Raw genomic sequence first — 23,849 nt, forward strand, 5'->3', positions numbered from 1 at the left:
AGAGCCCTAGGCGAGGTGGTGCACCGGCGCTAGGTCGTAGACCGGCGTCTCGATCCCCTCGAACCGGGCCTTGAGCTGCAGCGCGAGGTAGAGCGAGTAGTGGCGCGACTGGTGCAGGTTGCCGCCGTGGAACCACAGCGCCTCCTGCTGGGTCGGCTTCCACATGTTGCGCTGCTCGCCCTCCCACGGCCCGGGGTCCTTGGTGGTGTCCGAGCCGAGACCCCAGCACTTGCCGACGCGATCGGCGACCTCCTGGCTGATCAGGTCGGCGGCCCAGCCGTTCATGGAGCCGTAGCCGGTGGCGTACACGACCAGGTCGGCGGGAAGCTCGGTGCCGTCCTCTAGAACGACAGCCGACGAGGTCAGGTGGGAGACCTGCCCCTGGGCGAGCTTCACGTCGCCGTTGGCGACCAGTTCGGCCGAGCCCACGTCGATGTAGTAGCCCGAGCCGCGGCGCAGGTACTTCATGAACAGCCCGGAGCCGTCGTCGCCCCAGTCGTGCCGGAACCCGGCCTTCTCCAGACGCGCATAGAAGTCGGCGTCGCGCTCGGCCATCTGCTGGTAGAGCGGGATCTGGAACTCGTGCATGATCCGGTAGGGGAGCGAGGCGAAGACCAGGTCGGCCTTCTCCGTGGTCATCCCGGAGGCGACCGCGCGCTCGGAGTAGAGGTCGCCGAGGCCGATGTCCATGAGCGTGTCGCTCTTCACGATGTGGGTCGAGGACCGCTGCACCATCGTCACATCGGCGCCGTGCTCGAACAGCGCTCCGCAGATGTCGAAGGCGGAGTTGTTGGACCCGATCACCACGACCCGCTTGCCCTCGTACGCGTCCGGCCCCGGGTGCTTGGAGGAGTGGTGCTGCTCGCCCTCGAAGATGTCCATGCCCGGCAGGTCGGGGATGTTCGGCTTGCCGGACATCCCGGTGGCCAGGATGAGCTGCTTCGGGTGCAGCGTGATCTCCTCGCCGCCGCGCGAGACGGTGACCGTCCACTCGCCGGCCTCCTCGTCGTAGGAGGCGCTGGTGGCCGTGGTCGAGGACCAGTAGGGCACCTCCATCACCTTGACGTACGACTCCAGCCAGTCGCCGATCTTGTCCTTGGGCGCGAAGACCGGCCAGTTGTCGGGGAACTTCAGGTAGGGCAGGTGGTCGTACCAGACCGGGTCGTGCAGGCACAGCGACTTGTAGCGGCCGCGCCACTGGTCACCGGGCCGCTCGTAGCTGTCGATGACGAGAGACGGCACTCCCAACTGACGCAGCCGCGCGCCGAGCGCGATCCCGCCCTGCCCGCCACCGATGACCACCGCGTACGGCTGCTCGGTCAGGCCCAGCGTCTCCGCCTCGGCCTGCCGCTTCTCGGCCCAGGTCACCCGGTCACGGTTGACGCCGTGCTCGGCACCCTTCGGGCGACGTACGCCGCGGGGCTCCTCGTGTCCTTTGAGTTCATAGAGCGTGGTCAGGAACGTCCACGCCTTCGGACGGTCGTCCTCGACCTTGAGGCGCAGCAGTCCGCGGCCGCGACCGATCGCGGTCTCGAAGGTGAACCAGGCGGTGGTCACCCCGTCCGCGGTCGCCTCCGGCTCCTCCAGCGCGAAGCCGGCGGGGTCGACGCGGTCCAGGGTGCTCTCGAGCAGGTCGGCGACCCCGGTGGGGTCCTCGACGGTGGTGAGGTTCCAGGAGAAGGCGACCAGGTCGCGCCAGAAGCTCTTCGTGGCGAAGAGGCCGGCGGCCCGGGGGATGTCGCGTTCCTTCAGGGCGGCCTCGAGGTCGGCGAGCCAGGTCTGCGCCGGGCCGCTCTGGACGGCCGGGGGAGTGGGTTCGAGTGTCTGGGTCATGCCCCCAGCACACCGCCGCGCGGGCGTAGGAGAAAGGGTTGCAGCCGATTGCATGTGGCGCCGGTCACAGCGAGGACCTACCCTCGGAGTCGGAGGTGGACGCCAGATGACAGTGACCGGAGCAGTCCCGGCGGGAGCAGACCTGCCGCGCCTCGCCCGTGATCTCGTACGCGTCCACGACGCCGTCCTGTCCGGCACCCGCCCACCGAGCACACCCCGGATCCTGGTCGAGCGCTCCTGGCGCCGCGTGATGAGCATGGGTCTGGAGCCCGGAAGCAGCAACGGCAGGCGTACGCCGTCGGCAGCCGAGTGCGCGACAAGAAGAGCACGCTCGCCGCTGGCGATGGTGATCGACGACCTGCGGGCGGTGCTGACCTCGGCCGCGGATGCGGCGACGTACCTGATGGTGGTCACCGACGACGAGGGCGTGGTGCTGTGGCGGGCGGGCTCGGCGCGGGTCCTCAAGATCGCCGACCAGCTCGGTTTCGTCGAGGGCGCGCTGTGGACCGAGCGCGCCGTCGGCACCAACGCGATCGGCACCGCGCTGGCCGAGGCGGCACCGGTCGAGCTCTTCTCCGCGGAGCACTTCGAGCAGGCCCAGCATCCCTGGTACTGCACGGCGGCGCCGATCCACGACCCCCGCACCGGAGCTCTGCTCGGTGTCGTCGACGTCAGCGGTCCCGCGCTGACCCTGCACCCGGCGATCGGCGCCCTGGTCGAGAGCGCGGTGCGCCTGGCCGAGATGTCGCTGTGGCGCCGCCACCAGGAGTGGCTCGAGCGGCTGCGCCGCGAGACCGACCACGTCGTCTCCGGCGTCGAGGGTCCGCTCCTGGTCGTCGACGACGACGGCTGGGTCGCCCACCACGCCGGGATGGCAGCTCGCGACCGGATCGCGGCGCCCCGACACGACAAGATGCTGACCGTCCCGGGCCTGGGGCTGTGCCTGCCCGAGCGGGTCGGCGAGCGCGGCTGGCTGGTCCGCCCGACCTCCTCCGGCGCCTCAGGAACCCTGACCGCGCGGCTCGATCCCGACGGCACTCTCGAGGTCGTCTCGGAGTCGGGTCGATGGCGCACCACCCTGACCCGGCGCCATGTCGAGATCCTCACCCTCGTCGACCGAGCCGGCCCCGCCGGGCTCACCGCCCGCGGGCTCAGCGAGGCCGTCTTCGGCGACGCCGAGCACATCGTCACCGTGCGCGCCGAGGTCTCCCGGCTGCGCCGCTCGATCGGCGCCCTGGTCGCGACCAACCCCTACCGGCTGGCCGACGGAGTCACGCTCACCCGGGGATGACCCTGAGCCGACCCTTGCCGATCCACCCCAGGTCGTACGCCGGGATCAGCCTCCAGCCCGATGCGGGCTGACGCCTCGCGACGAGAGGGTCGGTGGCATGACACAGACCTCTGTTCCCACGATGACGGCCGCCGCCCGAGCGGTGGGCCTGACCAAGACCTACGGCAAGGGTGCGACCGAGGTGCACGCCCTGCGCGGGGTCGACCTGGAGATCCGCAGCGGCGCGTTCACCGCGATCATGGGCCCGAGCGGCTCGGGCAAGTCGACGCTGATGCACTGCCTGGCCGGCCTCGACCGTCCGACCAGCGGTGAGGTGACGGTGGCGGGCCAGCCGCTGCAGAACCTCAACGACGACCAGCTGACCATCTTCCGCCGGGAGAACATCGGCTTCGTCTTCCAGGCCTTCAACCTGCTGCCGATGCTCACCGCCGGGCAGAACATCCAGCTGCCGCTGGAGCTGGCCGGCAAGCGGGTGACCGACGAGACCCGCGCCCGCGCGCAGATGATCGCCGACACCCTCGGCATCGGCCAGCGCCTGGGCCACAAGCCCTCCGAGCTCTCCGGCGGCCAGCAGCAGCGCGTGGCCATCGCCCGTGCGCTGGTCACCCAGCCGGCGATCCTCTTCGCCGACGAGCCCACCGGAAACCTCGACTCCGAGACCTCGGCCGAGGTGCTCGACCACCTCCGTCGCAGCGTCCGCGAGCTCGGTCAGACCGTGGTCATGGTGACCCACGAGGCCTCCGCCGCGGCGTACGCCGACGAGATCGTCACCGTGATGGATGGTCACATCGAAGGGGTGACGCGCTGATGCGGACGGTGCTGTTCGCATCCCTGCGGACATACGCCCGCCGGTACGCCGCGGCAGTCGTGGCGGTCGTCGCCGCGGTCGCGCTGATCGTGGTGACCAACGCCCTCACCTCGGCGACGAAGTCGGGCCTGTTCGCGGGCATCGACGCGCCGTTCCAGAACGCGGTGGGCGCGGTCGACCTCCCGTCAGACGAGGTCACCGACAAGTACGTCGAGAAGGGCGGCTGGGCGCTGGCCGTCTCGACGCAGCCGGTCCGCACCGACGAGACCATGCTCGGCCAGGACATCATGGTCGGCGCGGTCTCCACCGAGAAGCGCTGGCAGTGGCAGGACCTCGAGGAGGGCCGGTTCCCGACCCGTGCCGGGGAGGCCGTGGTCGACGCCAACGCCGCCAAGACCAACAAGGTCGCCATCGGCGACACGCTGAAGGTCGGCAGCGGCAAGACCGCGGTCGAGACCACCGTCGTCGGCCTGGTCGACGCCCCGTCGATGTGGTCCTCGCCGATCTACGTCACCGGGCCCGAGCTACAGGGCTGGGGGGACCAGTACGTCCAGGCCGTCATGACCGCCGGGACCGGCGACACGGACGACGGCTGGCTGAACACCGACGACTACCTCACCGAGCTGCAGACCCAGCTCAACAAAGAGGTCAACATCGTCGCGTACATGGTCCTGATCTTCGCCTTCATCGCGCTCTTCGTCTCCGTGCTGGTCATCACCAACACCTTCTCGATCCTGTTCGCCCAGCGGATGCGCGACTTCGCGCTGCTGCGTGCGATGGGCGCGACGAAGCGTCAGGTCCTGCGATCGGTACGCCGCGAGGCGCTCGTGCTCGGGCTCCTGGCCTCGTTGCTCGGCCTGGTGGTCGGCGTCCTGCTCGGCTGGGGGATCGTCGCGCTGGTGCGCCAGCTCGCCGAGACCGCGCCGCTGGGTGACGTCGCCTTCGAGTGGCCCTGGCTCGTGGGCGCGTTCGTCCTCGGCGTGCTCACCACGCTGGTCGCCTCGTGGCTGCCGACGCGCCGGCTGATGCGGCTGAGCCCGCTGGCCGCGCTGCGCCCGCAGGAGGGCTTCGACGTACGCGGCGCCGGGCTGTTCCGGATCGGCCTCGGCCTGGTCGTGGCACTGGCCGGCATCGCGACGATCTTCGTGGCCGTCGGTTGGGACGACGCGCAGACCGGGATGCTGATCGTGCTGCTCGGCTGCGGGGTCACCTTCACCGGCGTGATGCTCCTCGGCCCCGCGCTCGTGCCCGGCCTGGTGCGGCTGGCCGGGTCGGCGCTGGCAGTGGTCGCCGGCTCCCCGGCGAAGCTCGCCGCGGCCAACGCCGGCCGCAACCCGAAGCGCACCGCCGCCACCGCGGCCTCCCTGCTCGTCGGCGTCACCCTCACCACCGGTGTGCTGACCGGGATGGCGACCATCCGCGGCGCCACTCTGGACGAGATGGCGAAGCAGCACCCGATCGACATCGCGCTCCAGGCCGAGTCGAAGCCGCTGGAGGACTCGGTGGCCGGGGACGCGAAGGCGGTCCCGGGCGTCGCGGACGCGGTCGCCGTACCGGGGGCGATGGCATCGGTGCGCACCGACGGCAAGCCCGTCCCGCTGCCGGTCATCGCACCGCCGGGCGGAGACATCGCCCTGCAGGACATGACCGTGAAGCCCGGCACGATGGTCATCTCCCCGGTGGCCGCCTCGGCCTTCGTGGAGGACGAGTTCGAGGCTTCGGGCGAGAAGGTCACGCTGGTCGTCGGCGACCGGACCGCGACGGTGACCCTGGACGTACGCGAGATCGACGGGGCCCCGCAGATCTCCGCGGCCACGCTGCGGACGCTGACCGAGGACCCGAAGACGTACGCCGCCTGGGTCCGTGCCGACGCAGGCGCCGATCCGGAGGACCTGGCGGGCGCGATCGGGGTGATCGCACCCGACGCGGAGCTCACCAACGGCAAGGGTCAGCGTGCCTGGGTCGAGCTGCAGCTCGACGTGTTCACCTGGGCGGTGATCGGGCTGCTGGCGATCTCGGTGCTGATCGCGCTGGCCGGCATCGCCAACACCCTGGGCCTCTCGGTGCTCGAGCGCGGTCGTGAGCACGCGCTGCTGCGGGCGCTGGGCCTGACCCGGCGTCAGCTGCGGCGGACGCTGGCCGCCGAAGCAGTGCTGCTCTCGGCCGTGGCGGCTCTCGTCGGCACCGCGCTGGGCGTCTTCTTCGCCTGGGGCGGCAGCGAGATCCTGGTCGGCGACATCATGCCCGACGCCACCTTCCAGCTGCCGGTGCTGCAGCTGGTGGCGGTGGTCGCGGCCGCAGGTCTGGCCGGCCTGGTCTCCTGCGTGGCGCCGTCCAAGCGGGCCACCAAGGTCAGCCCCGCCGAGGGACTCGCGCTGGACTGACCGCGGGTAGGAACGTGTTGGTCTCGACACGGACTCGTTCGTTCCTCACGAGTCCGGCTCGACCGACGGGGTGGCCCGTCGGTCGAGCCGCCGGAGCCGCTAGGCGGAGGCGTGTCGAGACCAACACAGTCGCCTAGGCGTTCGTCTCCTCCAGGGCCTCGTTCTCCTCACGAGCCTGCGTGCGCGCGGAGGCGATCAGGCTGGTGGTGACGGTGACGGCGAGGATGCCGACGATGATCACCAGGGAGAGCCAGGTCGGGACGACGGGGACGCTGTCCCAGTGGCCGTGGGCCCAGTGCAGGCCGAGCTTGACGCCGATGAAGGCGAGGATCGCGGCCAGACCGTAGGAGAGGTGGACCAGCTTGGACAGGGCACCCTCGAGCACGAAGTAGAGGGCCCGCAGGCCGAGCAGGGCGAACGCGTTGGTGGCGAAGACGAGGTAGGGGTCGCCGGTGATGCCGTAGACCGCCGGCACCGAGTCGACCGCGAAGACGATGTCGGTGGCGAAGATGGCGAGCACCACGATGGCCATCGGCTTCAGGCCGATCTTGCGGCCGATGCGTACGGCGAGCATCTCCTCGGGGTCGACCTTCTGGTCGTGGCCCTGGAGCGCCTCGGTGAAGATCTTCGCGGCGGTGATCAGCAGGATCGCACCGAAGATCAGGAAGACGATGTCCCACTGGGAGAGCGCCGCTGCGCCCAGCGCGATGAAGATGCCGCGCAGCACGAGCGCGCCGACGATGCCGAAGAGCAGGACCTTCTGCTGCAGGTGCCGTGGCACCGCGAAGGCCGCGAGCAGCAGCATGAACACGAACAGGTTGTCGACGCTGAGCGACTTCTCGACGATGTAGCCGGTGTAGTACTCGAAGCCGGTCTGGCTTCCGTGGGCGTTCCAGACCCAGACGCCGAAGGCGAGCGGAAGCGCGATGTAGAAGGCCGACCAGCCGATGGCCTCCTTCATGGAGACTTCGTGGGGCTTGCGGGTCAGGACGAAGTCGAGGGCGATCAGCACCACGACGGCGGCGATGGTCACGGCCCACAGAGTGGGCGTGGCGATGGTATCGAGCATGCGGGTTCCTCAGGCGTGTCGATGAACGTCTGAGGTCTCCCTCACCCCGAGATCGAGGTGTCATTCCGGGACGGTGTCGGCACCGACGTACTGACCGGAATGAGCTTGGTGAGGTACTCCCCTCGAGGTGAAGCGTATCGGTTGGGCGGAAGGGGTTTGCAATCGACCGTCTCAAGACACAATGGGGGGATGACGACGGCGGCACAGATCTCCCTGGTCAACGACCTCGCCTCCCAGGTCTCCGAGGTGGTGACCGATGAGATCTCGCTGCTGGCGGCCTCGACCGACCGGTCCGGATCGGTCGCCGCCGGCCTGCCGCTGGCGGTGGTGAGGGCTCACAGCATCGCGGACGTCCAGGCGGCGATGCGGGTCGCCTCGGCGCACCGGGTGCCGGTGGTCCCGCGCGGTGCGGGCACCGGGCTGGCCGGGGGAGCGGTGGCCGGCACCGGCCACCTCGTCGTCGATCTCTCCGCGATGGACCGGATCCTCGAGCTCGACCCGGTCGACGAGATCGCGGTCGTCGAGCCGGGCGTGCTGAACGCACGCCTGGACGCGGCGGCGGCCGAGGTGGGGCTGAGGTACGCACCCGACCCGGCCTCGGCGGCGATCTGCTCGATCGGCGGCAACGTCGCGACCAACGCCGGCGGGCTGCGGTGCGTGAAGTACGGCGTCACCCGGGAGGCGGTCCTCGGCCTCGACGTCGTCCTCGCCGACGGCACCCTGATCCACACCGGCCGCCGCACCATGAAGGGCGTCGCGGGCCTCGACCTCACCGCGCTCTTCGTCGGCTCCGAGGGCACCCTCGGCATCGTCGTCGGCGCGACCCTGCGGCTCAAGCCACGGCCGGTCTCCACGTTGACTGCGTCGGCTGCGTACGCCTCGGTCGCCGCGGCCGCTCGCGCCTGCGCCGAGATCGCCGCCGCCCGGCGGCTGCCCTCCATGCTGGAGTTCATCGACCGGCGCTGTCTCGAGGCGGTCGACCGGTTCGCAGGCACCAGGTACGCCGAACGGGGCGATGCGTTGGTCATCGCCCAGGCCGACGGGCCCGCGGCGGCGACGGAGATCGAGGCCATCGCGGCGATCCTCGGCAAGGAGGCGACCTGGATCGAGCAGGGCGTCGACGAGGAGTCCTCCGACCGGCTGGTCGAGACGCGTCGCCAGGTCCTGCCCGCGATCGAGGCGGAGGGATCCTGGTTCATCGAGGACATCTGCGTGCCCCGGTCCCGGCTCGCCGAGGCGGTCGACCGGATCTCGGAGATCTCCGAGCGGCACGGCGTACGCACCTACACGCTCGCGCACGCCGGCGACGGCAACCTCCACCCGGTCATCGGCTGGGACCCGTCGCCGGACGACGTCCCGGGCGTGATGCCGCCGGCCGAGACCCTCGCCGGTGACGAGATCTTCGCCCTCGCCATCGAGCTCGGTGGCACCACCACCGGCGAGCACGGTGTCGGCCGGCTCAAGCGCAAGTGGCTCGAGCCCGAGATCGGCGCCGACTCCATCGACCTGCAGCATCGGATCAAGGCGGCCCTGGACCCGCTGGGGATTCTCAATCCGGGTGTCGGGTTCTGAACAGGGTCGTGACACCCTTGGCCCCGTGCGTGTCGGAATTGCTGCTGTCGTCCTGACCCTCGGCCTCGCGATCACCCTGATCGCCTGCGGCGGCGAACCGGAGGCCGCCGACCCCACCTCGCCCAGCGGGTCGGCCAACGTGGCGACGGTTGTCACCGCCATCAAGGGTGCCGACGGCACCTCCGCGACCGCGGGCGGCTACACGCTCGGCGACGTCAGCCTGCCCACCGAGGCGGGCACCCCGGGCAAGGTGAGCTTCACGATCACCAAGGATGCCGGCGATCAAGGGCACAGTCCGGTCACCGACTACATCGAGGAGCAGACCAAGGACCTCCACCTCTACGTCGTACGCGACGACCTGGAGGTCTTCCGCCACCTGCACCCGACCCAGGGCGAGCCCGGGGAATGGTCGGGCGACCTGACGCTGCCCGCGGGCGGCACCTACCGGGTGGTCGTCGAGTTCGCGGCCCGGACTCCCGACGGCAAGGGGGAGCAGGCGATGCTCGGCACGACGGCGAAGGTCGCGGGGGCATCCGAGGTGGACGTACCCGGCTCCGACGACGGCACCGTGATCGCTGCCCTGGAGGAGACCCCGAAGCCCGGGATCGACCAGGAGATCGGCGTCCTGATCTCCGACCCGGCCGGCAAGCCGGTCAACCTCGGCACCTATCTCGGGGTCTACGCGCACGTGACCGCGTTCAGCCGCGAGACGGGCGAGGTGATCCACCTGCACCCGCTCGGCGGCCCCGAGAACGGCGAGGACGGCACCCGCCTCGGCATCCACGTGAAGCCGCCGAAGGCGGGTGACTACGTCTTCTTCGTGCAGGTACGCGTCGACGGCATGATCCACACGCTCCGGCTCCCGGTCACCGTCTGACAGTCACTGCCTGACGGTCACTGTCCGACGGTGAACTTCACCAGCCCCAGCGGGCTCTCGAACTCACCCAGTCGCAGTCCGACGGTCGCCTCCCAGACGCCGCCCTTGGGCAGTACGACGTCTGCCTCCCAGGTGCCGGCAGCGACCGTCTTCAGAGCCAGACTGCCCAGGTCGACATCGCCGGACCTCAGCTTGGCGGTCGGGACCGCTGCCGCCTCGACGGGCTCGCCGGCCGCGTCCTGGATCTGCAGCCGGAGCACGTTCGGACCCGGACCCGACGGGGTCAGCGTCGCGTAGACCCGGTGGTCGTCGCCGAGCTCCGCTGCCTGGGTGTTGGTCTGCGCGACCGTGGCCGATCCGGTCCCGGTCGAGCCGGCCCCGGCCTGCGGCGGCTGGTCGACCAGGAAGCCCGTGACGCCGAGGACGACGACGAGCACGCCCGCCTCCATCAGCACGGCCCGTCGCAGCATCGAGCCGGCCTCGACGGTGTCGTCGTGGCCGGCCGCCTGACGGACGCGGGGGAGGACCAGCAGCCGGTTGCCGGCCGCCATCACCGCCACCGCGACGACCAGGGCGATCTTGGTCATCAGCAGGGTGCCGTACGTGCTGTTGAGCAGGTTGTCCCAGGAGCCGAGGATCCGCCAGCCCATCAGCACGCCCGAGACCGCGAGGGCGGCCAGGGACGCGGCGGCTAGGGCGGAGAACCGGGTGACGATCTCGGCCGCGACCGTGCCGCGCCGGGTGATCAGCGGCAGGGTCAGCGCGAGACCGACGAGGCCGCCGAGCCAGAGCGCGCCGGCGACGAGGTGGATGACGTCGGTGGCGGTGACCAGCCAGGCGGGTACGACCGCCCGGGAGTGGCCCACCAGCGCCGGGGAGCAGATCGCGACCAGTCCCGCGGCCGCGGCCAGGCGGGGCCGTTCGCGCAGCGCGAGCGCGGCCGCGATGCCCACGATCCCCACTAGCGCGCTGAGCCACTCCTTGCCGACCGAGGCAGGCGACCAGGCGTCGAAGGTGAGGATCGCCCCGGGTCCGCTCTCGCTCTGCAGCGCGCCGCTGGCCGGGGCCAGTGCAACCAGCGCGATCACCGCGACCATGCCGGCGAGGACCTCGACACGCTGCACCCGGGCGATCGCCCGGTCCGGGATGCGGCGCTCACCCACACTGTTCCCACCCAAGATGGCTGCGCGGAACCAGACCAGACCCACGACCAGCAGCAGTGCGGCGTACTGGAGGAACTGGAGCGCCCCGTGGATCACCGCCGTCGCCCTGGACGGCTCCGTCGACGGAGGCGGGGCGACGCTGAGGCTCGGGGCGCCGACCGCGAAGGTCAGCGAGCCCGAGATCGGGTGACCGTCGGCCGACACCGCGCGCCAGGCGACGACGTAGGTGCCGTCGCCGAGGCTGCTCGCCTCCGCGAGCGCGACCTGCATCTCGGTGCCGCTCGCGGTCGCCTCGGAGGTGACCTCCTCGCCCTTCGCGTCGTAGACAGTCACGCCCGCCGGAGGCAGCGTCACCGCCTCGTCGAAGGTGAAGGTGATCGTCTCCGGCGCTTGTTCCAGAACCGCCCCCTCCTCGGGGTCGGTGCCGATGAGCGTCGCATGCGCCTGGGCGGGAGAGGTGCTGAGCAGGACGGCGTACGCAGCGGCAGCAAGCACCACCAGCAGCCGCCCCACGGCGCGCCGGCCCGGGCCCCGGTAGTCGAGGCCGGGCCGGCGCGTCAGGGGAGCACTCACGCCTTACGACGCCCCAGCGCGAGGGCGGTCGTGCCCGCGATCAGGCCGAGGATGCCGGCGCCGGCACCGACAGCACCCCACAGGTTGCCGTCGTCGCCGTCCTCGATCTCCGCCGCGGCCGGCTCGGCCTTCTCGGCGGACTCCTCGGCACCGTGGCCGTGACCGTCCTCGGACTCGGCCGCGGTGACCTCGAAGGACGGAGCCGGGTTCTCCGGCTCCTCGGTGGCGCCCTCGGGTGCCTCCTCGACCCAGGCGGTCTCGCCCTTCACGCAGGTCTGGATGACCGGGAAGGCGAGCGTGCCCTCCTCCTCGGGCAGCTGCAGGGAGACCTCGAAGGCGTCGCGCTGACCGTCGGGCAGCGGCGTCTTGGCGGTGTAGACGACGGTGGCGTCGCGCTCGGTGAGCTTGTTGCCGTGGGCGTCCTCGATCGGCTCGGCGAGCTTCTCGGAGACGACCTTGACGTCGTAGAACGGCTGCCGCGTGGGAGTCACGTCGTTGATCCCCTCCGGGACCTGGATCGTGACCTGCTTGGTCGGCGATCCTTCGCAGCCGTGGCCGTTGCTGAAGGTCAGCACGGTGTAGGCGCCGGCCGCCGTCTCGGTCGGGGTGACCGTGACGTGCGCGGAGGCCGGAGCGGCGACGAGGAAGATGACGGCCGCGGCAGCGGCGGCGGGCGCGCCGAGGCGCGTGAGGGTACGTCGAGACATGGGTTGTTGCTTTCTGTGGAGTGTCTGCTGATGGGCGATGCCCAGTTGTCGGGGTCGGGTCCTCAGGCGAGGACCGGCGGACCCCGGCCGGCAGCGACGTACGTCCACAGCCCGGTGCGCGGCACGACCGGCTGCGCCTGGACCGGCAGGCGGAACGGGATCGGGTTCCGGGTCGTCGTGAGCGCCCGGGAGATGACCCGCCAGGCCCGGCGGTGCAGCAGCCACACGGCGACGGTGAGCACCGCGGCCGCGGTGTGCGCGACCAGCATCGAGGTGTCGCCCGAGCCGGCGTTGTGCATGTGGGCAGCCGGCGCCGCGTACGCCTCGAAGGCCTCGTGCATCCCCAGCTGCGCCGCTCCGGCGAGCAGCGCGCCCAAGACGATCCCGATCCGTCGTTGCAGCACGACGACCCCGGCGCCGAAGGCGGCGAACCCGGTTGCCACCAGCCACAACGCGTCCGGCAGCTCCCCGCCGCCGGCCAGGTGGGCCAAGCTGGACCCGGTGGTGATCTCCACCGCCGTGAGCAGCGCCAGCCACACGCTCCCACGCGTCGGCCGCACCACCCTCAAATCCACGCCGCACATTGTCGCAGATGCCGAGAAGGCCCGCGCGTCGACCGACGCGCGGGCCTTCTCGGGCGGTCAGCGGAGGATCGGAGGCTCGGTCTTCTCCTCGACCTCGCCGAACGTGACGCCGGGGGCGAGCTCGACGAGGCGCAGGCCCTCCGGGGTGATGTCGAGGACGCAGAGGTCGGTGATGATGCGCTGTACGACGCCGAGGCCGGTGTAGGGCAGCGAGCACTCGTTGACGATCTTGTAGGAGCCGTCGCGGGCGACGTGCTCCATCAGCACGACGACCTTCTTGGCGCCGTGGACGAGGTCCATCGCGCCGCCCATGCCCTTGACCATCTTGCCGGGGATCATCCAGTTCGCCAGGTCGCCGGCCGCGGAGACCTGCATGGCACCGAGGATCGCGGCGTCGATCTTGCCGGAGCGGATCATCCCGAAGCTGGTGGCGGAGTCGAAGAAGCTCGCCCCCTTGCGTACGGTGACCGTCTCCTTGCCGGCATTGATCAGGTCCGGGTCGACGGCGTCCTCGGTGGGGTACGCGCCGGTGCCGAGGATGCCGTTCTCGCTCTGCAGCACCAGCTCGACGTCGTCGGGGACGTAGTTGGGCACCAGCGTCGGCAGCCCGATGCCGAGGTTGACGTAGTCGCCGTCGGACAGCTCCGCGGCGGCGCGGGCGGCCATCTCTTCACGTGTCCATGCCATGTCAGCGGACCGTCCTCTTCTCGATGCGCTTGTCGGCGGCCTGTTCGGGGGTCAGGGGGACCACGCGGTGGACGTAGACCCCGGGGAGGTGGACGTCGTTCGGCGGGATCTCGCCGGGCTCGACGAGCTCCTCGACCTCCGCGATCGTGATCTGCCCGGCCATCGCGGCCAGCGGGTTGAAGTTGCGGGCGGAGTCCTTGAAGAGCAGGTTGCCGTGGCGGTCGCCCTTCCACGCGCGGACGATGCCGAAGTCGGCGACGATGGCCTCCTCCAGGACGAACTCCTTCTCGCCGTCAGGCGTCTCGAAGGTCATCACCGGCTTCTCGGGCGAGGTCTTGATGACGTTGCCGGCGTCGTCGTACTTCCACGGCAGCCCACCCTGCGCAACCTGTGTGCCGACACCGGTACGTGTGTAGAACGCGGCGATGCCGGAGCCGCCGGCGCGCATCCGCTCGGCCAGCGTGCCCTGCGGGGTCAGCTCGACCTCGAGGTCGCCGGAGAGGTACTGCCGCGCGAACTCCTTGTTCTCACCGACGTACGAGGCGACGACCCGCCGCAGGCGTCCGGCGCCGAGCAGCAGGCCGAGTCCCCAGTCGTCGACGCCGGCGTTGTTGGAGACGACCTCGAGGTCGGTCACACCGGCTTCGAGCAGAGCATTGATGAGCACCGAGGGGATGCCGCACAGCCCGAAACCGCCGACCGTGAGGGTCGCTCCGTTCGGGATGTCCGCGACCGCCTCGGCAGCGGAGGAGATGACCTTGTCCATGATGATCAGTCAAGGGTGGGCAGGCCGTTCGGTCAATAGATGAGCGCGAGTTCACGCTCGATCTTTCGTTGACCGACCCCGCTGCCGCAGATGCGTTCACTGAGTGGACGTCGCCTATCGTACGTCCCATGGAACCCGGTCCCGGCGCGACCCAGCCCAGCGTGATCCGCCGCAGCGCGCACCTGCTGCGGCTGCTCGCCGCCCGCGAGCCGGAGGGCGCGACGACCACCCATCTCGCGACGACCGCCGCGATCCCGCGCCCGACCGCCCACCGGCTGCTGAGCGCCCTCCAGGAGGAGGGGCTGGTCGAGCGCGACAACGACACCGGCACCTGGCACCTCGGCCCGGAGTGTTTCCTGCTCGGTGCCGCCGCGACCACCCGCCACGACATCACCCCGGCGGCCCGGGCGGCGGTGCTGCGCATCGCCCGGGAGACGGGGGAGAGCGCCTTCTTCTCGATCCGGCGCGGTGACGAGACGGTCTGCGTACTGCGTGAGGACGGCAGCTTCCCGATCCGCTCCCACGTGCTCCACGAAGGCATCCGGTTCCCGCTCGGCGTCGCCTCGGCCGGCCTGGTGATCCTCGCCTTCCTCCCGGAGTCGCGGCGCGAGGCCTACCTGGCCCGCACCGACCTCGTCGGCGCCTACGGCGAGCATCACTCCGCCGACGCCCTGCGCGAACGCGTCGCCGCGACCCGCGAGCGCGGCTTCGCGGTCAACCCGGGCCTCATCGTGGTCGGCAGCTGGGGCCTCGGCGCCGCCGTCTTCGACGCCCACGGCCAGCCCTACGGAGCGCTCAGCATCACCGGCATCGAGGCCCGCCTCGCACCCCCGCGCCAGGCCGAGCTCGGCCGCCTCCTCCTCGACGCCGCGCATGCGCTGACGGCCAAGGAGTGAACGGTCGAACAACGATCCGAATCGTGTGCAACCTTCCGGGACCGCCAGGCATCCACCGTGCGCCCGGCCGCTCATCGGGGGTTGCCGGAACGAAAGGATCCTAGAGATGAAGTCACCCCTGCTGTCCCTCGCCTGCGCCGTGCTCATCGTCACCTCGGCGACCGCGTGCGGCTCGACCGCGGCGACACCGTCCGCCGAGGAGACCGAGTCCGCGGCGGCGGCCTCGCCCTCGGCGTCGGCCTCGCCCTCGGTCGCTCCGGCGACCCCGTCGCCGTCGGCCGCTGCGACCGACACGGCGAAACCCGCGGACGAGGGCCAGAACGTGACCAGCCCGTGCCGTACGGACGACCTGAGCTTCAAGGTCACCGAGCAGTCCCAGGCGGGCGGCTACTACCTGATCACCGCGACCGCGAAGCCAGGTGTCTCGTGCACATTGAGGGGCGAGACCGCCGCGGTCGCCTTCGGCTCGGCGGAGGACGCCCACGCCGGCCCGGCCGAGCAGGCTGTGGGGCCGTCGGTCGAGGTCTCGGGGGACAAGAAGGCGTACGCCGGGGTGAGCCCGAAGTCCGGCAACGTCGAGGGCGGGGTGCTCTACCCGCAGATCATCGTCTCGGCGACCAACGACGACCCGAACCCCGTCTCGATCAAGCTCCCGACCGACGCAGAGGTCGCCGGTCCGGTCGCCACCAACTGGGTCGCGAAAGCCGGCGACGCCGTGCCGTTCTGAGGGAACCCCCGAAGGCCGGAAGGCTAGACCCGAACCTGGGCCCGAACCTGGGCCCGTCCGGTCATGATCCCGGCGAGCGCGGCGTCGGAGGCGAGCTGGGCGTCGCGGTCGTAGGTGGAGGTGAAGGCGAGGAGCTCGTCGGCTCCGGTGGCCTCGGCGAGCTGGTCGAGACGACGCCGGACGGTCTCGGCAGATCCCGCGGTCGTACGCGCCAGATGCGCCTCGACCCGTTCGCGAACCTGGTTCGACCAGGCCTGGTCACGGATCGTCGCGACCGGCTCGAGCGGACCGAACTCGCCGGTCTGCCGCGACCTGGCCATCGCCCACGCCTCCGGCAGAGCGAGCTCGGCGGCCTCGGCGTCGGTGTCGGCGACGAGCACGTCGACCGAGATCGTCACCGAAGGCTCGGAAGCCCGCGACGAAGGTCGGAATCCGGTGCGGTACGCCCCCAGCAGCTCGTCCAGCCGCGGGCTGTCCAGCACCGGACCGCCCACGACGACCGGCAGACCGAGGCGAGCAGCGAGGGCGACGCCCTTCCCGGTCGCCAGCACGAACATCGGGATCTGATGGGCGGCGGCCGGCCGGGCGGTGACGGCCGCGGTGCGGTCGAGATAGCCCCGGAGCTCCTCGATGTCCTCGGCGAACGTGTCCGGGTCGTCGAGATCCTGCCGCAGGGCGCGGCGTACGGGTGCGGTGAAGCCCAACGTGCGTCCCAGACCGAGATCGATGCGGCCGGGATAGAGCGCGTCGAGCATGAGGAACTGCTCGGCGACGACCAGCGGCTGGTGGTGCGGCAGCATCACCCCGCCCGACCCGAGCCGGATCGTGGACGTGTGCGCGCCGAGCGCACCGAGCAGCACCGGCGGCGACCCCGACGCGATCCCCGGCACCGCATGGTGCTCGGCGACCCAGAACCGGTGGTAGCCGAGCCGCTCGGCAGCCACCGCCCGCTCGATCGTGTGGGTCAGCGCAGCGCCCTCGGCGTACCCCACCCGCGTGCGGGACCGGTCCAGCATGGAGAGCTTCACAACAGCCTCAACCACGCCGGACCTCCGACACTTCCCGGCCCGTATCAAGCAATCAGGTCGGTGTCTCGCCGCTGAGGAACCACACGGTCGTGTTCGGCGGCAGCAGGTGAGCGTCGATCGGTGCGCTGGCGAAGAGGATCGTTCCTTCGGGCAGCGGCACCGGCTGTGAACCGAAGTTGGTGATGCAGTCCCAGCCTTCGGGTCGGACGAAGTGGAGCACCTGAGGTCGGGTCTCGTCGTGCCACGCGAAGCCACGACCTCGCAGCTTCGACCGGAGCGCCAACGCGCGTCGGTATATCTCGAGGGTGGAGTGCGGGTCGGCCTCCTCGGCGGCGACGGAGTAGTCGGCGAACCACTCGGGCTGTGGCAGATGTGGAGTCCCGCGCGAGAACCCGAACGACGGCCCGTTGCTGGTCCAAGGGATCGGCACTCGGCAGCCGTCCCGACCCTTCCGTGTGCCACCTGACCTGCGGAACTCGGGATCGTGGATGAGCTCCGTCGGGAGGTCCCCGACCTCGTGGAGGCCGAGCTCTTCGCCCTGGTAGAGGTAGACGGAGCCGGGCAGAGCCAAGGTGAGCAGGGTGGCAGCCCTGGCGCGCCGGAGCCCGAGATCACGGTCGAGCGGAGGCTCGGTGCCGTCGCTGAGCAACCAAGCGGCGGCCGTCTCCCGCGGGTTGTCCTCGGCCCCGGGCAGCCCGTATCGAGTCGCGTGCCGTACGACGTCATGGTTGGACAGGACCCAGGTGGCGGAGGCGCCGGCGCTCTCCGTGTCGGCGACCTGCCGGTCGATGCGGGCGCGGAACTCCTCGGCGTCCCAGGCGGCCTCGAGGAGATCGAAGTTGAAGGCCTGGTGGAGCCCGTCGACGCCTACGTACCGGTGCCTACGCGACGGCGCCACGCAGGCCTCGGCCACAGCCATCCGCGGCGGGTCGTACTCGTCGAAGACGCGGCGCCACTCGGCGTAGATGTCGTGGACCTCGTCGCGGTCCCACAGCGGGTGGGTGCCGTCAGCATCGGCCAGGTCGGGGAGCTCCGCCGTGGGCGTGAACGGCTCGGTCAGGTCTTTCGTGAGGCCATGAGCGACGTCGATACGGAACCCGTCGACACCACGGTCGGCCCAGAACCGCAGCGTGGTGAGGAAGTCGGCACGGACCTCGGGGTTGTCCCAGTTCAGGTCGGGCTGTTCGGGCGCGAACATGTGCAGGTACCACTGCCCGTCCGGGGCCTGAGCCCAGGCGGACCCGCCGAAGATGGACTGCCAGTCCGACGGCGGGCCGGCCCCGTCCGGGCCCGTGCCGTCGCGGAAGACGTACCGGTCACGAGCCGGCGAGTCCTTGGGCGCGGCCAGGGCCTCGGTGAACCAGGCATGCCTGTCGGAGGTGTGGTTGGGGACGAGGTCGACGATCACCCTGATGCCCGCGCTGTGGAGCGCGGCCACCATCTCGTCGAAGTCGTCCAGGGTGCCCAGTCGCGGATCCACGTCCCGGTAGTCGTCCACGTCGTAGCCGCCGTCGGCAAGAGCCGAGGGGTAGAACGGGCTCAGCCAGACCGCGTCGATGCCGAGCGAGCTCAGGTAGGGGACGCGGGACGTGACGCCACGGAGGTCGCCGAGGCCGTCGTCGCCGGAGTCGGCGAAGCTGCGGGGATAGATCTGGTACACGGCGGCATCAGCCCACCAGTCGGAGGTCATGGCAGTGGTCCTTGCGTGGTTGAGGTGGTGGAACGTCATCCCTTGGTGGCTCCCTGGAGGAGGGCCTTGGTGAACTGGCCCTGGAGCAGCAGGAAGACGATGATCGTGGGCGCCATCAGGAGCAGGGCGCCCGCGTTGAGCAGCACGATGTCGGTGCTGTACTTCGACTGGAACGCCTGCAGGGCGCCGGCCATCGTGCGCTTGTCGGGGTCGTTGACCAGGACCAGGGCGAGCAGGAAGGTGTTCCAGGTCGACAGGAACATCAGCAGCACCAGTGAGGTCACGGCCGGCGTGGCCAGCGGCAGGTGGACATGCGTCAGTGCTCGCCACGGTCCGGCGCCGTCGAGCGAGGCGGCCTCGGTCAGCTCCGCCGGGGCGTTCAGGAAGTGTGCTCGCATCCAGAACACGGCGAACGGCATGTTGAGACCTACCAGAGGCAGGATGAGGCCGAGCTGACTGTCGAGCAGGCCCAGCTGGTTGACCTGTTGGTAGAGCGGCACGATCACGATCTCGTAGGGGAGGGTGAGCGTGAGCAGCAGGAGGAGGTAGAACGCCCGGCCCAACGGGATCCTGAGCACGGTGATGGCGTACGCCGCCATGGTGGCGATGAGCACGGAGAGAGGCACCACGCCGAGCACGATGAGAACACTGGACTTCAGCAGCGTGGTGACGTTGGCGACGGTCCAGGCGTCGATGAAGTTGTGCCACTGCGGATCGGTCGGCCAGGACAGACCGTCGGGGATCGTTCCCTGCGGCGCCAGGGCCGCCGAGAGCATGCTGACCAGCGGGACGATGGAGTAGACGCCTGCGATGAGGATCAGTGCGATTCCGGGTCCCCGGCGGCGCAGGGCAGGTGCGCGGACTACGGACGGCGATACGACGGCCACGGGTCAGTCCTCTCGGAAGAGGCGTTGGAGCGGCAGGATGATGGCGATGATGAGCAGCGCCAGGACCACGGCGAGGGCGGAGGCGTCACCGAGCCGGCTCTCGCTGAAGGCGAGGTCGTAGACCTTGACCCCCGGGACCATGGTGGTGCCGCCGGGGCCGCCATGGGTCGCCAGGTAGACCACGTCGAAGCTGGCGAGCGCGCTGATGATCGTCACCGTCGTGCACACCCCGATCTCCTGCTTGAGACCGGGCACGGTGATGTAGCGGAAGCGTGCGACCGCACCGGCTCCGTCCAGACGTGCTGCTTCGTACAGGTGGGATCCGATCTTGCCCACGCCCGACATCAGCAGCAGCGTGCAGAAACCGGTCGACAGCCAGGTGCCGATGAACCCGACCGCCACCAGCGCCCAGTCGAAGTCGCCCAGCCAGGCACGGGTGAATCCGCCGAGGCCGATCAGGCGCAGGACCTGGTTGACGACGCCGTTGTCGGCGTACATCCAGGTCCAGGCCACGCCCGCCGCGGCACCGGGGATGATCTGGGGGAGGAACAACACGGTGCGCGCCAACGCCCCGGTGAACCGGCCCTGGATCGACTGCATCGTCGCGGCCGCCACCAGGCCGAAGCACACCGGGAGGACCGTGAAGAACAGGATCAGCACGAGCGCGTGGAGCAACGGTTCGAGCAGCTCGGGGTCGGTGAGGATGGCGACGTAGTTGTCCAGGCCGACCCAGGTGGACGGACCGATGCCGTTCCAGTCGTAGAGCGAGTACCAGACCGACTGGGCGACCGCGCGGAGATTGAAGAAGCCGTAGAAGGCCAGGGCGGGCAGCGCGAAGAGCCAGCCGCTCCAGCGCCGGGCCGCTGAACGGATCCGCCGGCGGGGGAGGGGCCGTCGTCCTGGCTCGGAGATCCTCGGCGACGGCGTTGTCGGGATGGATGTGCTGACGTCGGTCATCATCATTCCTACAAGCCGCTCTGGTAGGACTTCTGAAGGTGCTCGACCACGTCCTCGGGCTCGGCCTTGCCGCTGATCAGCAGCTGTAGCTGCGCCGGCAGGTCGGTGTTCACCGCAGGGACGGAGTTCTGGATCCAGGTGAAGAACCCGTCGGACGCCGTGACGGCGGCGTACCCAGCCTGGATCTGGCTCTTGGCGTCGGCGTCCAGCGTCAGCGGGTCCTGGTCGGTCGCGTTCGCCGCCGGGTAACCGTTGTCGGTTGCGACCGCGGCGGCCTCGGGCGAGGTGAGGAAGTCCAGGAACAGGGCGGCCGAGTCCTTGTGGTCCGAGCGAGCCGCGATGGAGAACGCCAGCGTGTTGGCGGTCATGCTGATGGGCGGACCGCCGGCCTCGACGGGCGGGATCGGGAAGACGCCGTACTCGCCATCGAAGGATTTCGGCAGGGACTGCGTCATCCAGGTGCCCTGGACCATGAACAGTCCCTCACCAGCGGCGAACCGGCCGTAGGAGGCGTCCTGGTTGATCGCGTTGGCGTCGGTGTTGAAGTAGCCGGCGTCCGCCCACTTCTGCAGGCGGGTGGTGGCCTCGGTCGCCTCCGTGGTGTCGAGAGCGGCACCGGGCTTGCGCCACGCTACGTCGAGAACCGACTGCGCCCCCATGTAGTCGCCCAGCAGCAGGTTGTACAGGTGCCCGATGAGACCGTCGGCGTTGGACGCGACGATCGGCGTGATTCCCATCGACTTGGCCGTCGCCATCACGGCCTCCCACTCGTCGAGGGTCTGCGGGATCTTCGTCATCCCCACCTTCTCGGCAAGGTCCCGGTTGTAGAACACCCCGGCCAGCGGACCGGCAGCACCGCCACCGACATAGAGGGAGCCGGAGCCGATCTCGCCACCCTTGACGCGTCCGGCGTCCAGGACGCTGGCCGGCACCTTCTCGCTCCACCCGTAGGCGGCGTCGTAGGCATCCAGGTTGGTGACGAGCCCGTCACGGACCGCGCCGCTGAGGTCGCCGACGAGAGCGAGGTCCGGCGGGCTGTCCGACGCGAGCAGTCTGGGCAGCACGGTGTTGTAGTTGTTGTCGGCTTCGACCTGGAGCTTGACCGTGATGGCCGGATGCTTCTTCATGAAGGCGTCGGCCAGCGCCTGCTGGTAGTCCTCGAGCCCGGCCGCGGTGAAGAGCGTGACTGTCGCTTCCTGCTCGCCGACGTCGGTTCGTACGTTCGTCGGACTCGCATCCGTCGCAGGCGCCTCGCCACCTGGCCCAGCGCACGCCGACACCGACGCCATCGCGACGATCGCAGCTGTCACCCCCAGGGCTCTAAGTCTGCGCATCAGCCTCATGTCTACTCCTGTCTGGATGGCCTGGAATCGTTTCCAGTCACAACTGTGATCCCGGTCACCAGGACTTGTCAAGGCCCGAGGGCGGAGCGTGAACACAGCCGCCCAGTTGGGTGGAAACGTTGCCAGCGGATCACGTACCATGCTCGACATGGACTCTGAGTTGCCGCGCGAGCTGACGTTGGCCGACATCGCCCGGATAGCGGGGGTGGGCCTCGGGACCGCCTCACGAGCACTCAGCGGCATGCCCAATGTCTCTCCTGCGACGCGGCAGAAGGTGCTGGACGTCGCGAAGAAGCATGCCTACGTCGTTTCACCCGACGCCTCGAGGCTCAAGAAGGGCTCCACGGGTCGGGTCGCGGTCGTGGCGCCGCATCTCTCGCGCTGGTTCTTCGGTGCGATCCTCGAAGGCATCGAGTCAGTGCTGCGCGAGTCCCAGTTCGATGTGCTGCTCTATCACGTCGGCAACCTGGAGGACCGCACGTCCTTCTTCGAGCGCCTGCCCGCCCGGCGGAAGGTCGACGCCGTCATCGTCGTGGGCTTCCCCGTCGAGGAGGCTGAGCGCCGAAGCCTCGAGCTGATGCTCGGCGTCCAGGTCGTCGCCGCAGGCGGCCAGCACGAGGTCTATCCGCACGTCTGCATCGACGACCTCAGAGCCGGCGGGCAGGCGATGGGACATCTCCTCGGGCTCGGCCACAAGCGGGTCGCGATGATCGAGGCGATAGACCCCGACCAGCCGCGCCAACCCTCCGGGCGAAGCCGCGCCTACCATCTCGCTCTGGCCGACGCGGGGATCAAGCCCGACCCATCGCTCGTGGTCACCACCGATTGGGGTGGCGAGGAGGGCGCTTCGGCAATGGCCCAGCTGCTCTCGGCGTCCGAGCTCCCGACCGCCGTCTATGCTCACTCCGACGAAGTCGCCTTCGGTGCCATGCGCACCATCCGGGACGCCGGTCTGCGGATTCCCGAAGACATATCCATCATCGGCATCGACGACCATCCACACGCCGCCCTCCTGCACCTGACCACGATCAGGCAGGACGCACGTCTGCAGGGCGTGCTGACCGCCCAGATGCTCCTCGGCCTGCTTCGCCACGAGGAAGACACCGCACTGTCTGTCACGGTGGACACCCAGCTGGTGGTGCGTCGAACCACCGCCGCTCCGCGGCCCGCCTGATCGCATGCTCATGTGTGGGGGAGCCGAGTGTGGCGAAGAACGCACTCCAAGCGCCTGCGATGCGGGACACACATCCGCTGTCGAAGGCCCGGATCTGGCTAGGCTGATGTCTTCGGTAAAAGGATGACAGGAGCGGCTGGGTAATGGATCAAGACGTGCTTCGGCACGCACCGCTTTTCAGCGAGCTGGACGACGAGTCGATGACGGCGATGCTCGCGATGATGGGTCAGACACGCCTCCGGCGCGGCGAGGTGTTGTTCCACGAGGGCGACGCCGCCGACCGGCTCTACGCGGTCGTGGACGGCAAGGTGAAGCTGAGCCGTGCTGCGGCCAACGGACAGGACAGCCTGCTGGCGATCCTGGGGCCGGGCCAGGTGTTCGGCGAGCTGTCGCTCTTCGACCCCGGTCGGCGCTCGTCCACCGTCACGGCCGTCACCGACCAGGTCGAGCTCGCCTCGCTGTCGCACGACGACCTGCTGCGCCTGCTCGACGGGCGCCCGAGCGTGACCCGTGGGCTGCTCGCCCTGCTGTCGGGTCGCCTGCGCCGGGCCAACGACGTGATCGGTGACCTGGTCTTCGCTGACGCACCCCGCCGGGTGGCGAAGGCTCTGCTCGACCTCGCCGAGAGGTTCGGGGAGCAGACCGAGGAGGGCCTCCACGTACGCCACGACCTGACCCAGGAGGAGCTCGCGCAGCTCGTGGGGGCGGCCCGGGAGACGGTCAACAAGGCGCTCGCCGACTTCGCGGCCAAGGGCTGGGTCCGGCTGGAGTCGCGCTCGGTGATCATCACCGACATGGAACGGATCGTGCGCAGGGCGGGTTGATCCCGCTGG

The 23,849-nt window shown here is 70.1% G+C and carries 21 protein-coding genes; 9 read left to right on the forward strand and 12 right to left on the reverse strand.

Features of this window, described 5'->3' with window-relative positions; all coding sequences use genetic code 11:
* Window positions 1-6 precede the first annotated feature (6 nt).
* Window positions 7-1,833, reverse strand: a complete 1,827-nt coding sequence (locus OH802_RS14525; protein ID WP_406029068.1) for a flavin-containing monooxygenase — start codon at window positions 1,831-1,833, stop codon at window positions 7-9.
* A 106-nt stretch (window positions 1,834-1,939) separates the two neighbouring features.
* On the opposite strand from OH802_RS14525, the gene OH802_RS14530 reads away from it, so the two are divergent.
* The 3 genes from OH802_RS14530 to OH802_RS14540 all read left to right on the forward strand — a co-directional run bounded on the left by OH802_RS14530 (window position 1,940) and on the right by OH802_RS14540 (window position 6,316).
* On the forward strand, window positions 1,940-3,124 hold the full coding sequence (locus OH802_RS14530; RefSeq protein ID WP_406029070.1) for a GAF domain-containing protein: 1,185 nt from the start codon (window positions 1,940-1,942) through the stop codon (window positions 3,122-3,124).
* A gap of 97 nt (window positions 3,125-3,221) precedes the next feature.
* Complete coding sequence (locus tag OH802_RS14535) at window positions 3,222-3,932, forward strand: ABC transporter ATP-binding protein (protein WP_406029072.1); 711 nt, start codon at window positions 3,222-3,224, stop codon at window positions 3,930-3,932.
* The gene (locus tag OH802_RS14540) at window positions 3,932-6,316 is read left to right on the forward strand and encodes an ABC transporter permease (RefSeq protein WP_406029074.1); all 2,385 of its coding nucleotides are present in this window, start codon (window positions 3,932-3,934) and stop codon (window positions 6,314-6,316) included. The genes OH802_RS14535 and OH802_RS14540 overlap by 1 nt, the downstream gene beginning before the upstream one ends.
* A 133-nt stretch (window positions 6,317-6,449) precedes the next feature.
* Here OH802_RS14540 and OH802_RS14545 read toward each other — a convergent pair whose 3' ends face one another.
* The gene (locus OH802_RS14545) at window positions 6,450-7,385 is read right to left on the reverse strand and encodes a TerC family protein (protein WP_406029076.1); all 936 of its coding nucleotides are present in this window, start codon (window positions 7,383-7,385) and stop codon (window positions 6,450-6,452) included.
* 189 nt (window positions 7,386-7,574) lie between these two features.
* On the opposite strand from OH802_RS14545, the gene OH802_RS14550 reads away from it, so the two are divergent.
* Both OH802_RS14550 and OH802_RS14555 read left to right on the forward strand, forming a co-directional pair.
* Window positions 7,575-8,957 carry an FAD-binding oxidoreductase gene (locus tag OH802_RS14550; protein ID WP_406029078.1) on the forward strand — a complete coding sequence of 461 codons (1,383 nt, stop codon included), beginning with the start codon at window positions 7,575-7,577 and terminating at the stop codon, window positions 8,955-8,957.
* A gap of 25 nt (window positions 8,958-8,982) precedes the next feature.
* The gene (locus OH802_RS14555) at window positions 8,983-9,834 is read left to right on the forward strand and encodes a hypothetical protein (protein WP_406029080.1); all 852 of its coding nucleotides are present in this window, start codon (window positions 8,983-8,985) and stop codon (window positions 9,832-9,834) included.
* Between the two features lie 17 nt (window positions 9,835-9,851).
* On the opposite strand, the gene OH802_RS14560 is transcribed toward OH802_RS14555, so the two are convergent.
* From OH802_RS14560 to OH802_RS14580, 5 genes are all read right to left on the reverse strand, one after another.
* On the reverse strand, window positions 9,852-11,570 hold the full coding sequence (locus tag OH802_RS14560; protein ID WP_406029082.1) for a copper resistance CopC/CopD family protein: 1,719 nt from the start codon (window positions 11,568-11,570) through the stop codon (window positions 9,852-9,854).
* A complete protein-coding gene (locus OH802_RS14565) occupies window positions 11,567-12,277 on the reverse strand; it encodes a YcnI family protein (RefSeq protein WP_406029084.1) in 711 nt (236 codons plus the stop codon). The genes OH802_RS14560 and OH802_RS14565 overlap by 4 nt, the downstream gene beginning before the upstream one ends.
* A 62-nt stretch (window positions 12,278-12,339) precedes the next feature.
* On the reverse strand, window positions 12,340-12,861 hold the full coding sequence (locus OH802_RS14570) for a cell division protein FtsQ (RefSeq protein WP_406029086.1): 522 nt from the start codon (window positions 12,859-12,861) through the stop codon (window positions 12,340-12,342).
* Between the two features lie 57 nt (window positions 12,862-12,918).
* A complete protein-coding gene (locus OH802_RS14575) occupies window positions 12,919-13,548 on the reverse strand; it encodes a 3-oxoacid CoA-transferase subunit B (RefSeq protein ID WP_406029088.1) in 630 nt (209 codons plus the stop codon).
* Between the two features lies 1 nt (window position 13,549).
* A complete protein-coding gene (locus tag OH802_RS14580) occupies window positions 13,550-14,314 on the reverse strand; it encodes a CoA transferase subunit A (RefSeq protein WP_406029090.1) in 765 nt (254 codons plus the stop codon).
* Between the two features lie 128 nt (window positions 14,315-14,442).
* Here OH802_RS14580 and OH802_RS14585 point away from each other — a divergent pair, with 128 nt between their 5' ends.
* The gene (locus OH802_RS14585; RefSeq protein ID WP_406029092.1) at window positions 14,443-15,210 is read left to right on the forward strand and encodes an IclR family transcriptional regulator; all 768 of its coding nucleotides are present in this window, start codon (window positions 14,443-14,445) and stop codon (window positions 15,208-15,210) included.
* Between the two features lie 106 nt (window positions 15,211-15,316).
* Window positions 15,317-15,937: a DUF4232 domain-containing protein gene (locus OH802_RS14590; protein WP_406029094.1), complete on the forward strand. Its 621-nt coding sequence runs from the start codon at window positions 15,317-15,319 to the stop codon at window positions 15,935-15,937.
* A 23-nt stretch (window positions 15,938-15,960) separates the two neighbouring features.
* Here the strand turns inward: OH802_RS14590 and OH802_RS14595 are convergent, their stop codons facing one another.
* Genes OH802_RS14595 through OH802_RS14615 form a run of 5 tightly spaced genes read right to left on the reverse strand, consistent with a single transcriptional unit; the run spans window position 15,961 to window position 21,809 of the window.
* Window positions 15,961-16,980, reverse strand: a complete 1,020-nt coding sequence (locus OH802_RS14595) for an LLM class flavin-dependent oxidoreductase (protein WP_406029096.1) — start codon at window positions 16,978-16,980, stop codon at window positions 15,961-15,963.
* Window positions 16,981-17,017: 37 nt separating this feature from the next.
* Window positions 17,018-18,655, reverse strand: a complete 1,638-nt coding sequence (locus OH802_RS14600; RefSeq protein ID WP_406029098.1) for a glycoside hydrolase family 13 protein — start codon at window positions 18,653-18,655, stop codon at window positions 17,018-17,020.
* Window positions 18,656-18,690: 35 nt separating this feature from the next.
* A complete protein-coding gene (locus OH802_RS14605; RefSeq protein ID WP_406029100.1) occupies window positions 18,691-19,542 on the reverse strand; it encodes a carbohydrate ABC transporter permease in 852 nt (283 codons plus the stop codon).
* Between the two features lie 3 nt (window positions 19,543-19,545).
* Entirely contained in the window at window positions 19,546-20,499 is a 954-nt protein-coding gene (locus OH802_RS14610) for a carbohydrate ABC transporter permease (RefSeq protein ID WP_406029102.1), read from the reverse strand.
* 8 nt (window positions 20,500-20,507) lie between these two features.
* The gene (locus OH802_RS14615; RefSeq protein WP_406029104.1) at window positions 20,508-21,809 is read right to left on the reverse strand and encodes an ABC transporter substrate-binding protein; all 1,302 of its coding nucleotides are present in this window, start codon (window positions 21,807-21,809) and stop codon (window positions 20,508-20,510) included.
* Between the two features lie 181 nt (window positions 21,810-21,990).
* On the opposite strand from OH802_RS14615, the gene OH802_RS14620 reads away from it, so the two are divergent.
* Together OH802_RS14620 and OH802_RS14625 are read left to right on the forward strand one after the other, a co-directional pair.
* On the forward strand, window positions 21,991-23,016 hold the full coding sequence (locus OH802_RS14620) for a LacI family DNA-binding transcriptional regulator (RefSeq protein ID WP_406029106.1): 1,026 nt from the start codon (window positions 21,991-21,993) through the stop codon (window positions 23,014-23,016).
* Window positions 23,017-23,159: 143 nt separating this feature from the next.
* Window positions 23,160-23,840: a Crp/Fnr family transcriptional regulator gene (locus OH802_RS14625; protein ID WP_378834519.1), complete on the forward strand. Its 681-nt coding sequence runs from the start codon at window positions 23,160-23,162 to the stop codon at window positions 23,838-23,840.
* Window positions 23,841-23,849: the final 9 nt, after the last annotated feature.

Source organism: Nocardioides sp. NBC_00850, from assembly GCF_045207335.1.
Taxonomy (GTDB): domain Bacteria; phylum Actinomycetota; class Actinomycetes; order Propionibacteriales; family Nocardioidaceae; genus Nocardioides.